Genomic DNA, 13,382 nt, shown 5'->3' on the forward strand with positions numbered 1-13,382 from the left:
CCGTAAGAGCCTGTCACCCGCCGGAGCCTGTGGATAACTTCGAGGGCCGCCCCGCGCGAACGCGGGACGGCCCTCGAAAAGGATCACTCCGGACGGGTGTACCGGCAGGTCGGCCTAATTGCTCGGACCACCGAACAGCCCGCCCGGCCGGCCCCGGGTCGGATCCGGCTCCGGGGACTCACCCGGGCTGCCCGTGTCGCCCCCCGGACCACCGGGACCGCCCGACGCGCCTCCGTTGCCGCCCCCCGGACCACCGGAACCACCGGGCTTGCACCGCGGGTCGAGCGGGTGGCAGGACCTGCTCGGCGACGGGGACTTGCTCGGGGTCTTCGACGGGCTCGGCGACGCCGACTTCGACGGCGTCGGCGACGCGGAGGTGGACGGGGTCGGGCTGGGGGAGGGGCTCGCGCCGTCCCCGTAGATCTTCTTGCCGATCGGCTGCGCCGCCTCGAACTGCTCGATCGGCTTCCCCTTCAGCGCCTTGCCCATGTAGTCGGCCCAGATCTCGGCCGGGAACGAGGCACCGTGAATGGTCGGCTTGCCACCCACACCGCGCATCGACAGGAATTCCTGCTTCTTCGCGTTGGGGTTGACACGGTACATACCGATCGCGGTGGACAGCTGCGGGGTGTAGCCGGCGAACCAGGCCGAACGGTTCTCGTCGGTCGTACCGGTCTTGCCCGCCACGGGACGGTCACCGAGCTGCGCCGAGGTACCCGTTCCCTCCTGCACGACCGTCCGCAGCACATCGGTGACGTTGTTCGCCACGTTCGCGTCGAAGGCCTGCGCGCTCTCCGTCTCGTGCTTGAAGAGCGGCTTGCCGTCCTTCTCCACCTTCTCGACCGAATAGGGGTCGATCTGCTTCCCGCTCGCGGCGAAGGTCGCGTAGGAGCCCGCCAGCCGGATCGCACTGGGCGCCGACGTGCCGAGGGAGAAGGTCGGGGAAAGGGAGGCCAGCTGGTCCTCGTCGAGTCCCGCCTTGACCGCCGACTCCTTCACCAGGTCGGTGCCGACGTCCATGCCGAGCTGGATGAAGGGCGTGTTCACCGAGTACTGCATGGCGGTACGCAGGGTGACGAGTCCCTTGTCCTCCTCACCGTCGTTCTTCTGATGCCACTCGCTGCCGTTCTGGTCGTGCCAGACCTGGCCGTTGTAGTCCCGCAGCGTGAGCTTGTTGTCGCCGTTGTAGATGCTGTCCGGCGAGACGACCGTGCGCTGGGCATCGGTCTGGTGCGATCCGAGGGCCGGATTGCGCTTTCCGTGCGTCATCGCGGCGGCCAGGACGAAGGGCTTGAACGTCGACCCCACCTGCACACCGGTGTAGTCGGCGTTATTGGTGAAGTGCTCGAGCGCGTTCTCACCGCCGTAAATGGCGACGATCTTGCCCGTCTTGGGCTCCACCGAGGCCCCACCGAACTGCACGTGCTTGTCGACCTCGCGCACGTTCGGCTTGATATTGGCCTTGCGGACGTCCGCCACCGACTTGGCCAGCGCGTTCACCTTTTTCTTGTCGAACGTGGTGTGGATCTGGAATCCACCCTTGTCCAACTGGGCCTTGCTGAGATTGGAATGGGCGACGATGTAGTTGTCGGCGAGGCTCGTCAGATAGCCGATCTGCCCGGCCCGGTTGGTCGCCGGCTTGGGCGGCTGGGGCTTCGGGAACCCCTTCGCGACCCACTTGTCGCGTTCTTCCGGCGGCAGATACTTGTGACTGACCTCGACCTCTCGGTCCAGCGTCCACTTCCAGCGGTCCGTGGCCCGCTTCGTGTTCTTCTCCGCAGTGGCCGCGGGCCCCTGACCGCCGTACGGGTCATAAAGATTCGGGCCGTTCAAGGTAGCCGCCAGGAACGCGCTCTCGCTCGCGTTCAGCTCGGTGCAGTCCTTGTTGTAATAAGCCCGCGCGGCGGCCTGGATACCGTAGGCGCCACGCCCGTAGTAGGCCGTGTTGAGGTAGCCCTCGAGGATCTTGCTCTTGTCCTCGGTCGCCCCCACCTTTATCGAGATCAGCAACTCGGTGGCCTTACGCGTCAGCGTCTGGTCCTGGCTGAGATAGGTGTTCTTCACGAACTGCTGGGTAATGGTCGAACCACTCTGCGTCTCACCGCCCTGAGCCATCTTGACCACGGCTCGGGCAATACCCATCGGGTCGACGCCCTGGTCCTCCCAGAACGTGGCGTTCTCAGCCGAGACCACCGCGTTCTGCATCGCCTCGGGAATCTTGGCGATCGGCACGATCTGACGGTTGAGCTCACCACCACCGGCCACGACCATCTGGTCGCCGTCCGCCCAGTAATAGACGTTCTTCTGGACGGTCGAGGCGGCCCGCGCCGTCGGCACCTGCACGATCAGCAGCGCGATCCCGACAACACCGATGATCAACCCGAGAAACGCGATGCACAGCCCGGTGACCAGCTTCCAGGACGGCAACCAGCGCCGCGCCCCGACCTTGCCCGCACGCGGGTAGTCGATGAAACGCTTCTTGGCCGGGCGACCGCCGTCCCGCCGCCCCCGGCCCGCTCCGCCGGCCCCCGGGGCCGGGCGTCTGCGCCCGGTGGCGCCGTCACTCCGCTGCGCTCCGCGCCGGCCTTCGGACCTGCTTGTGTACTGCGACTCGGCCATGTGGCCATGGCCGGGCTCGGCCGCGCCCCCAGGCGGTGCGGCGCGGCGGCCGGCACCCGGCTGCTGCGCCGCGCGCCGGGACGCGGCCCGTCCGCCGCCCTGGGACTGCGGCGGCTTGCGACGATGCTCGCTCATCGAACGACTACTCCTCGGGCAGGCGCTATCGCCTGAAAGCGGCAGGTGGCTTCCGTTCCCCCCGATGCGCGATCCGGGCCCCCCTGAGCAACCGGGCGCACTGCATCCAGGACGAGGACGTCTGGCGACGTCACACGGTTCCCGGTGGTCTGCATGGCGCACAGACTACGCACGGCCAAATCCCGCCCACTGGGGATGTTCACTCCAAATCAGGCGGGTTCTGTCCCACGAATCAGTGATGTGACCTCGTTCACCGTGCCCCCTCTTGTCGCAACAGGACGCTCGTTCTATCGTCTGGATGTATCGAGTCGATACATCAGCTCGGCATAAGGGACGTAGAGGACCAAGGAGGCGGGACATGAGCAGACGCTCCGGCATCCTTGAGTTCGCCGTCCTCGGCCTGCTCCGCGAGTCTCCGATGCACGGCTATGAGCTGCGCAAACGCCTCAACACCTCACTCGGGGTGTTCCGTGCGTTCAGCTACGGCAGCCTCTACCCCTGCCTGAAGACTCTGGTCACCAACGGATGGTTGATCGAGGAGCCCGGCAGCGCTCCGGAGGATGCCCTCGCGGCATCACTGGCCGGCCGACGGGCGAAGATCGTCTACCGCCTGACGGCGGAGGGCAAGGAGCACTTCGAAGAGCTCCTCGCCCACACCGGCCCGGACGCGTGGGAGGACGAGCACTTCGCCGCCCGCTTCGCGTTCTTCGGGCAGACCTCGCGGGACGTGCGGATGCGGGTGCTGGAAGGCCGCCGCAGCCGGCTGGAGGAGCGCCTCGAGAAGATGCGCGCCTCCCTGGCCCGTACCCGCGAGCGGCTGGACGACTACACCCTCGAGCTCCAGCGTCACGGCATGGAGTCGGTGGAGCGTGAGGTCCGCTGGCTGAACGAGCTGATCGAGAGCGAGCGGGCCGGGCGCGACCAGCGCAACGGCTCCGCCGCGCAGGACACAACCGGGGATACGGACGGCCTGCCCCGGCACCGGGGTTCTTCCCGGCCGGATCCGTCCGATGACACCGCCAAGTGAGCTCTGCATTTCCGCAGGGCTTTGTCGAGTACAAACAGGGAGCAACCGGAATGGGTTCGGTTCGCGTAGCCATCGTAGGCGTGGGCAACTGCGCCGCCTCGCTGGTTCAGGGCGTCGAGTACTACAAGGACGCCGACCCGAACGGCCGCGTGCCGGGTCTGATGCACGTGCAGTTCGGCGACTACCACGTCGGTGATGTGGAGTTCGTGGCCGCGTTCGACGTCGACGCGAAGAAGGTCGGCCTCGACCTCGCGGACGCCATCGGCGCCAGCGAGAACAACACCATCAAGATCTGCGACGTGCCGTCCTCGGGTGTCACCGTCCAGCGCGGCCACACCTACGACGGTCTGGGCAAGTACTACCGCCAGACCATCGAGGAGTCCGCCGAGGCCCCGGTCGACATCGTCCAGGTCCTCAAGGACAAGCAGGTCGACGTCCTGGTCTGCTACCTGCCGGTCGGCTCCGAGGACGCTGCGAAGTTCTACGCGCAGTGCGCCATCGACGCCAAGGTCGCCTTCGTCAACGCTCTGCCGGTCTTCATCGCCGGTACCAAGGAGTGGGCGGACAAGTTCACCGAGGCGGGCGTCCCGATCGTCGGCGACGACATCAAGTCGCAGGTCGGCGCCACCATCACGCACCGTGTGATGGCGAAGCTCTTCGAAGACCGCGGTGTCCGCCTCGAGCGCACCATGCAGCTGAACGTCGGCGGCAACATGGACTTCAAGAACATGCTCGAGCGTGACCGCCTGGAGTCCAAGAAGATCTCCAAGACGCAGTCCGTCACCTCGCAGATCCGCGACCGCGAGCTGGGCGAGGACAACGTCCACATCGGCCCGTCGGACTACGTGGCCTGGCTGGACGACCGCAAGTGGGCGTACGTGCGTCTCGAGGGCCGTGCCTTCGGCGACGTCCCGCTGAACCTCGAGTACAAGCTCGAGGTGTGGGACTCCCCGAACTCCGCGGGTGTCATCATCGACGCCGTGCGCGCCGCGAAGATCGCCAAGGACCGCGGCATCGGTGGCCCGATCCTCTCCGCGTCCTCGTACTTCATGAAGTCGCCGCCGGTGCAGTACTTCGACGACGAGGCCCTGGAGAACGTCGAGAAGTTCATCAAGGGCGAGGTCGAGCGCTGAGCGAGGCCTGACGCGGCACGCTGAGCGCGCCGCGGCCACACTCCGCTTCCCCGCAGGCCCCCGGGTAATCCACCCGGGGGCCTGTGTGGTGTGTGAGGCTGTTCGGCATGCCTGTTGTGCGTGATCTGCGCGTCCTGCTGCGTCTGCGCGATTTCCGCCGTCTGCTGGCCGTCCGGCTGCTGTCCCAGTCGGCCGACGGTGTCTATCAGGTCGCGCTCGCCACCTACGTCGTCTTCTCGCCCGAGAAGCAGGCCTCACCGGCGGCCATCGCCTCCGCCATGGCCGTCCTCCTGCTGCCCTATTCGCTGTTGGGCCCGTTCGCCGGCGTCCTGCTGGACCGCTGGCGCCGACGCCAAGTGCTGCTCCACGGCAATCTCCTGCGAGCCGCTCTGACCATCGGCACCGCGCTGCTCATGGTCGCCCCCGTCCCCGGCTGGCTCTTCTACGTCTCCGCGCTGTCGGTCACCGCCGTCAACCGCTTCGTCCTCGCCGGTCTCTCGGCTGCCCTGCCCCGCGTCGTCGACTCACGCGAACGCCTGGTCATGGCCAACGCCCTCTCCCCGACCGCCGGTACGATCGCCGCCACCGCGGGCGGCGGCCTCGCCTTAGCCGTACGCCTGGGCTCCCCCGAAGGCCATGCGTCCGACGCGCTGGTCGTGCTTCTGGGCGCGGCCTTGTACTTGTGCGCAGCGCTTTCCTCACTGTGCATGCCCGTGGGCCTGTTGGGGCCGGACGCCCCACCGGTGCGGGCGCCCCTGGGCACCACGGTGTTGGCCACCGCGAGGGGGCTGACCGCAGGGCTGCGCCATCTGGCCGAGCGCCCCACCGCCGCCCGGGCGCTGGGCGCGATGACCCTGATGCGGTTCTGCTACGGCGCGCTGACGGTCACTTTGCTGATGCTCTGCCGGTACGCGTGGACCGACGACGACGCCCAAGGACTCGCCCTGTTGGGCCTCGCCGTGGCCGTGTCCGGCGCGGGATTCTTCGCGGCTGCCGTCATCACCCCATGGGCATCCGCCCGGTTCGGCCCGCTCGGCTGGATAGTGGTCTGCGCCGCGGCCGCGGCGCTCCTCGAAACCGCTCTGGGCCTCCCCTTCGAGCGCGTCCCGACGCTGATCGGCGCCTTCGTCCTCGGACTCGTCACCCAGGGAGCGAAGATCTCCACGGACACGGTGGTCCAGTCGTCCGTCGACGACGCCTTTCGGGGCCGGGTCTTCTCGCTCTACGACGTGCTGTTCAACGTCGCGTTCGTGGGAGCGGCCGGGGTGGCCGCCCTGATGCTGCCACCTGACGGCCGGTCGGCCGTTCTGGTGGTAACGGTGGCCGTGATCTACGCGGCAATTGCTGTGGCTATGACAGGTTTTCGTCGCCGTTCCGTGTCACATCAAGGCTACAGCCGCCTCTGAGCTGCGGAAATGTCCGAGTGGCCGGTTTCTTTACAGGTACCTTACGTGCTGCACTCCGACCGGATCCGGCTTCAGCCCGAGGGATTTCACGTGACCACTCCGCCGCCGCAGAACCAGAACCCGTTCGCCCAGCAGGGTGGAAACGCATACGGCCAGCAGCCGCAGGCGCCTTACGGCCAGCCGCCGCAGGGGGGCCCGTACGGTCAGCAGCCCGGCCCGTACGCCCAGCAGCCGATGGCGCCGCAGGGCTTCCCCGGCGCCCCGGTGCCGCCGGCTCCGCGTCGCTCCAAGCTCAAGATGATTCGCAAGTTCGGCATACCGGTCGTCGTCATCATCATGGCGGTGGTCGGCTGGATCGCCTCGCGTGACGACGCGGACACCGCAGCCGTCGGCGACTGCGTCATGAACTCCGGCACCACCACCAAGCCGGACGTCGAGGTCGTCGACTGCAAGGACGCCAAGGCGAAGTACAAGGTCATCAAGAAGGTCGACGGGGCGAAGTCGGCCATGGCCACCTGCTCCGCCGTGGAAGGCGCCACGGGTGGTTACGAGCAGTCGCGCGGCAGCGACTCCTTCGTCCTGTGCTTCAGCGACAACAAGGAAGCCGGTACCAAGTAGCCGGATATGACGGAGCCGGGTGACGTTTCACGTGAAACGTCACCCGGCTCCGTCATGTTTCACGTGAAACACGAGCTCCTGCTCAGGCCTCCTGTGCGGCCCACCATTCCTTGAGCGCCGCGGCCGCCGCGTCGTGTCCCATCGGGCCGTGCTCCAGGCGCAGCTCCAGCAGGTGCTTGTACGCCTTGCCGACCTGCGGGCCGGGCCCGACGGCGAGGATCTCCATGATCTCGTTGCCGTCCAGGTCCGGCCGGATCGAGTCCAGCTCTTCCTGCTCCTGCAGCCGGGCGATGCGCTCCTCGAGCCCGTCGTACGCGCGCGACAGCGCATTCGCCTTCCGCTTGTTCCGCGTCGTGCAGTCGGACCGTGTCAGCTTGTGCAGGCGTTCCAGCATCGGGCCGGCGTCGCGGACATAGCGGCGCACGGCCGAGTCGGTCCACTCGCCCGTTCCGTAGCCGTGGAAGCGCAGGTGCAGCTCGACGAGCTTGGAGACGTCCTTGATCAGCTCATTGGAGTACTTGAGCTTCGTCATCCGGGCCTTGGTCATCTTCGCGCCCACCACCTCGTGGTGGTGGAAGGAGACCCGGCCGTCCTTCTCGAAACGGCGCGTCCTCGGCTTGCCGATGTCGTGCAGCAGCGCGGCAAGACGCAGCACGAGGTCGGGGCCGCCCCCAGGCTGATCACGAGGGGCCTCGAGGTCGATGGCCTGTTCCAGGACGGTCAGCGAGTGTTCGTAGACGTCCTTGTGCCGGTGGTGCTCGTCGCTCTCCAGGCGCAGGGCCGGCAGTTCCGGCAGCACGAGGTCGGCCATGCCGGTGTCGACCAGCAGCCGCAGGCCCTTACGGGGGTTCTCGGAGAGGAGCAGCTTGTTCAGCTCGTCGCGGACCCGCTCGGCCGACACGATCTGCAGGCGGTCGGCCATGGCCGTCATCGCCTCGACGACCTCGGGCGCGACCTCGAAGTCCAGCTGCGCGGCGAAGCGCGCGGCACGCATCATGCGCAGCGGGTCGTCGGAGAAGGACTCCTCCGGGGTGCCCGGGGTGCGCAGGACGCGCGCGGCCAGGTCCTCCAGGCCGTTGTGCGGGTCGATGAACTCCTTCTCCGGGAGCGCCACGGCCATCGCGTTGACGGTGAAGTCACGACGGACGAGATCCTGCTCGATGGAGTCGCCGTAGGAGACCTCGGGCTTCCGCGACGTCCGGTCGTAGGCTTCCGAACGATATGTCGTGATCTCAATCTCAAAGTCTGATTTACGGCAGCCCACGGTCCCGAAGGCGATGCCCACCTCCCAGACCGCGTCGGCCCAGGGGCGGACGATCTTCAGTACATCGTCCGGGCGGGCGTCCGTCGTGAAGTCCAGGTCATTGCCGAGCCGGCCGAGCAGCGCGTCCCGCACCGACCCGCCGACCAGGGCAAGAGTGAACCCGGCCTCCTGAAATCGGCGGGCGAGGTCGTCGGCTACGGGGGATACCCGCAGGAGCTCACTCACGGCACGTCGCTGCACCTGGCTGAGCTCGTTCGTCGACGGCGGGGTGAGGCTGTCATTGTTGGCATTCGACACAACAGAAGAGGGTACGTGGCCGCGCGCGCGAGGGCCTCTTCGTTCCCGGGCACGGGCCATCGGCCCCCGCAAACCAGGCGCAGCCGGGACATCGGGCCATGACAGCGATCTTGTACAGCGGTCCGCAGCACTTCGTCACAGCAGGCCTCGTTACCATTCGTGGACGCACAACCGACGACCACTGACGACGACGAGGGACGGGCGAGCGCGTGGCCGAGGCGGCAGAGTTCCAGGGGACGAGGTCCGCTCCTGCCTGCCGGTGGTTCCGGCACACCGCGACACTGCTCCTGGGAGTGCTGCTGGTCCTCGGGCTCGTACAGCTGCCGACGGCCCCCGCCGCGCACGCGGACACCGGTGGCTCCCGCACGGTCGGTGTGGCCGTGGACTCGATGACCCCCGTGGCCCCGAAGCAGGGCGACACGCTCACCATCTCCGGCACGGTCACCAACCACGGCAAGTCGACGATCTTCGGCGCCCATGTGGCCCTGCGGGTGGGACCTCAGATCAGCGGCCGCAGCGACATCGACGATCTCGGTCAGCGGACCGGTTACTCAGCGGGCACCGATGGCAACGAGGTCGGCGGCAACCACCGGCAGAAGATCGACAAGCTGCTCCCCGGGGTCAGCCGGGATTTCACCCTCTCCGTCCCGGCGAAGGATCTGGAGCTCGGCCGCGACGGCGTCTACCAGCTCGGCGTCTCCCTCTCCGGACAGTCCAGCGACCAGCCGTTCGAGCGGGTGCTGGGAATACAGCGCACCGTGCTCCCCTGGCAGCCGTCCGCCACCGAGGGCAAGAAGACCCAGGTCACGTTCATGTGGCCGCTCATCTCCGCCACCCGCCTGACCGCGCGCACCGAGTCGGACCAACAGCAGACACCCATCTTCCCCAATGACGACCTCACCGCGGAGCTGGCGCCGGGCGGCCGGCTGTACCAGCTCGTCACGCTGGGCAAGAGCCTGCCGATCACCTGGGTGATCGACCCGGATCTGCTCGCCACGGTCGAGGCCATGACCAAGAGCTACGAGATCGACGCTCCGGAGGGCAAGAGCACCCCCGGCAAGGGGCAGGCGGTCGCCAAGCAGTGGCTCAACAAGCTCCAGGACGCGGTGGCGGGCCACCAGGTGGTGGCGCTGCCCTTCGGTGATCCGGACCTCGCCTCGCTCGCCCACCGCGGCAAGGACGTCTCGGGCATCCTGAGCCACCTCCAGTCCGCCACCGAGCTGGCCTCGACCACCGTGGAGACCATCCTCGGTGTGAAGCCGCGCACGGACTTCGCCTGGCCCGTCGACGGCGCGGTGGACACCTCGATCGTCGACGTCGCCACCTCGGCCGGTGCCCACAACGTCATCGCCCGCAGCGACAGCCTCCGCGACCCCGCCGGAACCCCTTACACCCCCTCGGCCGCCCGGCAGATCGGCAGCGGCAACACGGCCGTCGTCGCGGACGCGCGGCTCTCCACCGTCTTCCAGGGCGACATGCTGCGGGCCCACGACGCCTCGCTCGCCGTACAGCGGTTCCTGGCCCAGAGCCTCCTGATCAACAAGCAGGCCCCGGACGACGAGCGCAGCATCGTCGTGGCCCCGCAGCGGATGCCCACGACCAGCCAGGCACAAGCGATGGCCACCGCGATCGGCGCGCTGTCGGACGGCCGCTGGACGCAGCCCCGCGACCTCGGGGACGCCGCGAAGGCCAAGCCGGACGCGTCCGCGAACCAGCAGGTGCCCGGCCCCGGCTCGTATCCGGGCTCGCTGCGCGCGCAGGAGCTGACCACCGAGGCGTTCCAGGAGATCCAACGGACCCAGAACGCCTTGGACAGCTTCAAGGTGATCCTGACGTCCCAGGACCGAGTGGTCACCCCGTTCGGCAGCGCGATCATGCGGGAGATGTCCACGTCCTGGCGCGGCGACCGCCGTGGTGCCGCGGACTTCCGCAACGCCGTGCAGTCCTATCTGGACCAGCTGACCCGCACGGTCAATCTCATCAGCAAGTCCGACATGACCCTCTCCGGGCGCAGCGCGACGATCCCGGTATCGGTCCACAACGGTCTGCTGCAACGGATCGACGGCCTGAACCTGGTCCTGAAGTCCAGCCAGCCCAATCGCCTCAAGGTCGACGAGTCCCAGGACGTCAAGATCGAGGGCGGGCGCAGCCAGACGGTCAAATTCGAGACCCGCGCGAACGCCAACGGTCCCGTCCAGGTCACCGCCCAGCTCTACACGGACGACGGTGAGCCCTACGGCGCCCCGGTGAAGTTCACTGTGCATGTCACGTCCATCACCCCTATGGTGCTCCTGGTCATCGCCGGTGGTGTGCTCCTTCTGGTTCTCGCCGGGCTCCGTATCTACCTCCAGCGACGCAAGCGGTCCGCCGCTCGCGGTCCCGAGGGCGACGGGCCGGACGGTGACGCGGGAGACACCGGGGACAGCGGGCCGGACGACGGCCGTCCCGAGCAGCCGGGTGACCCGGACCCGGACACCGGATCGCAGAACAGTGACCCATCCGGCTCAGGTGAGAAAGTGGACCGTTGACGTGTAGTGGGGCCGGACGGCCGCGGACGATGAGGTGGGGTAGCGATGAACGCGCCGTACGACGGTGACCGCGGTCAGGGCGCGGACGGTGAGCAGCGGGACCCGTACCCGCCGCGCCAGCCTGCCCCGGGCCGCCAGGGGCGGCCGTACGCCCAGGACCCCTATCTCCAGGACGCGTACTCCTCGAACCCCTACCCGGAGCACGACCCGGCCGCGCAGGACCCGGTGACCGACGCGCTCTACGACAGGGCCACGAACCCCCCGGCGCCCGGTCCCTACCAGCCCACCCAGCCGCTCTACCAGCAGCCGCCCGCGTCCCAGCAGGGCCCCGACCCCCGGCTGTGGGCACCCGCGCCACCGCACCAGCCGGAGGCTCCCGCGCGGCCGTACGGCGACGAGCCCACCACCCAGTTCGCCGGGGTGGGCGGCCTCGTCGGTCAGGCCTCGGACGAGCGCCCCGAGCGCGACGCCTTCGCGCACCTGTACCGCGACCAGCAGCAGCCGTACGAGCCGCCGCGCCCGTCCGGCCAGCAGATCCCGTCCCCCGGGCAGTACCCGGCGCCCCCGCAGCCCCCCACCCCGGACCCCGAGCCGGAACCGGCGGCGCCGCCCGCGGCCAAGCCGAAGGGCGGCGGCAAGGCATCCAGCCTGCTGAAGTCGAGCGCCCTGATGGCGGCGGGCAGCCTGGTCTCCCGGATCCTCGGCTTCGTCCGCAACCTCGTCATGGCGGCCGCGATCGGCGTGGCCACCCTCAGCGACACCTACCAGGTCGCCAACACCCTGCCGACGATGATCTACATCCTCGTCGGCGGCGGCGCGCTGAACGCGGTCTTCATTCCGCAGCTCGTGCGGGCGATGAAGAACGACGAGGACGGCGGCGAGGCCTACGCCAACCGTCTCCTCACCCTGGTCGTGGTCCTCCTGGGCGCCGTGACCACCGTCTGTGTCCTCGGCGCACCGCTCTTCATCCGGATGATGTCGCCGAGCATCGCGTCCCACCCGGACCAGATGGACGTGGCCGTGGCGTTCGCCCGCTACTGCCTGCCGACCATGTTCTTCATGGGCCTGCACGTGGTCCTGGGCCAGATCCTCAACGCGCGCGGACACTTCGGCGCGATGATGTGGACCCCGGTCCTCAACAACATCGTCATCATCGCCACCTTCGGATCCTTCATCTGGGTCTTCGGCACCGCCTCCGCCAGTGGCATGGGTACCGCCTCCATCACCCCCGAGGCCGTCCGGCTGATCGGCATCGGCACGCTGCTGGGCCTCGCCGTCCAGGCCCTGGCGATGATCCCGTACCTGCGTGACGCGGGCTTCCGGATCCGTCCCCGCTTCGACTGGCGCGGCCACGGCCTCGGCAAGGCCGCGGGCCTCGCCAAGTGGACGTTCTTCTTCGTCCTCGCCAACCAGCTCGGCATGGTGGTCGTCACCCAGCTCGCCACCCGCGCCGGTGACATCGCCGACAAGGCCGGCCACCCCGGCACCGGCATCACCGCGTACAACTTCGCCCTGCAGCTCTGGCAGATGCCGCAGGCCATCATCACGGTCTCGGTGATGACCGCGGTCCTGCCCCGTATCTCCCGTGCCGCGCACGACGGGGAGGTCAGCGCCGTCCGCGACGACATCTCCTACGGCCTGCGCACCTCGGCCGTCGCCATCGTGCCCTGCGCGTTCGCGTTCCTCGCGCTCGGCCTCCCCATGGCCACGCTGATGTTCTCCGGCTCCGGATCGGACGGCGCCACCAACATCGGCTACGTGCTGATGGCCTTCGGCCTCGGGCTCATCCCGTACTCGATCCAGTACGTGATCCTGCGCGGCTTCTACGCCTACGAGGACACCCGGACCCCCTTCTACAACACGGTGATCGTCGCCGCCGTCAACGCCGCGGCCTCGACCCTGGCCTACTTCGCACTGCCCGCCCGCTGGGCCGTGGCCGGCATGGCCGCGTCCTACGGGCTGGGGTACGCCATCGGTGTCGGTGTCGCCTGGCGCCGACTGCGTAACCGACTGGGCGGCGACCTGGACGGCTCGCACGTCGTCCGTACCTACGCCCGCCTCATCGGCGCGTGCATCCCCGCTGCCCTGATCGGCGGAGCCATCGCGTACGGAATCGGTCAGGTTCTCGGCAGCGGTGCTCTCGGATCGCTCGCCGCCTTGGCCGGTGGTGGTCTCATCCTGATCATCGTGTTCTACATCGCCGCGAAGCGGATGCGCATCGAGGAGCTGACTGCCATGGTCGGTATGGTCCGTGGACGGCTCGGCCGCTGACGGGAGCACAACCATCGCCCGCCGCCGCGTGTCGTGCATAGCGCCGGACTGTGGGCACAATTGTCGTGGCTGTGGACGGCGTGC

The 13,382-nt window shown here is 68.5% G+C and carries 8 protein-coding genes; 6 read left to right on the plus strand and 2 right to left on the minus strand.

Translation table 11 applies throughout. From position 1 onward, the window contains the following. Positions 1 to 114: 114 nt before the first annotated feature. A complete protein-coding gene (locus ACZ53N_RS22620) occupies positions 115 to 2,754 on the minus strand; it encodes a transglycosylase domain-containing protein (RefSeq protein WP_469142633.1) in 2,640 nt (879 codons plus the stop codon). Between the two features lie 358 nt (positions 2,755 to 3,112). Between ACZ53N_RS22620 and ACZ53N_RS22625 the strand changes: the two genes are divergently transcribed. From ACZ53N_RS22625 to ACZ53N_RS22640, 4 genes are all read left to right on the plus strand, one after another. Continuing rightward, the gene (locus ACZ53N_RS22625; protein ID WP_469142634.1) at positions 3,113 to 3,781 is read left to right on the plus strand and encodes a PadR family transcriptional regulator; all 669 of its coding nucleotides are present in this window, start codon (positions 3,113 to 3,115) and stop codon (positions 3,779 to 3,781) included. Between the two features lie 50 nt (positions 3,782 to 3,831). Then, positions 3,832 to 4,914 (plus strand): inositol-3-phosphate synthase, encoded by a 1,083-nt coding sequence (locus ACZ53N_RS22630; RefSeq protein WP_184734799.1) that lies wholly within the window; start codon positions 3,832 to 3,834, stop codon positions 4,912 to 4,914. Between the two features lie 107 nt (positions 4,915 to 5,021). Beyond that, positions 5,022 to 6,320 carry an MFS transporter gene (locus ACZ53N_RS22635; RefSeq protein WP_469142635.1) on the plus strand — a complete coding sequence of 433 codons (1,299 nt, stop codon included), beginning with the start codon at positions 5,022 to 5,024 and terminating at the stop codon, positions 6,318 to 6,320. Between the two features lie 90 nt (positions 6,321 to 6,410). Further along, the gene (locus tag ACZ53N_RS22640; protein ID WP_469142636.1) at positions 6,411 to 6,938 is read left to right on the plus strand and encodes an LppU/SCO3897 family protein; all 528 of its coding nucleotides are present in this window, start codon (positions 6,411 to 6,413) and stop codon (positions 6,936 to 6,938) included. Positions 6,939 to 7,020: 82 nt separating this feature from the next. Here the strand turns inward: ACZ53N_RS22640 and ACZ53N_RS22645 are convergent, their stop codons facing one another. Further along, a complete protein-coding gene (locus ACZ53N_RS22645) occupies positions 7,021 to 8,499 on the minus strand; it encodes a CCA tRNA nucleotidyltransferase (RefSeq protein ID WP_469142637.1) in 1,479 nt (492 codons plus the stop codon). A 209-nt stretch (positions 8,500 to 8,708) separates the two neighbouring features. Between ACZ53N_RS22645 and ACZ53N_RS22650 the strand changes: the two genes are divergently transcribed. Both ACZ53N_RS22650 and murJ read left to right on the plus strand, forming a co-directional pair. After that, positions 8,709 to 11,027, plus strand: coding sequence for a DUF6049 family protein (locus ACZ53N_RS22650; protein WP_469142638.1), 2,319 nt, complete (start codon positions 8,709 to 8,711; stop codon positions 11,025 to 11,027). Between the two features lie 45 nt (positions 11,028 to 11,072). Next, on the plus strand, positions 11,073 to 13,298 hold the full coding sequence (murJ, locus tag ACZ53N_RS22655) for a murein biosynthesis integral membrane protein MurJ (RefSeq protein ID WP_469142639.1): 2,226 nt from the start codon (positions 11,073 to 11,075) through the stop codon (positions 13,296 to 13,298). The last annotated feature ends 84 nt before the right edge of the window (positions 13,299 to 13,382 follow it).

It is taken from the genome of Streptomyces sp. NPDC033229 (assembly GCF_055576875.1).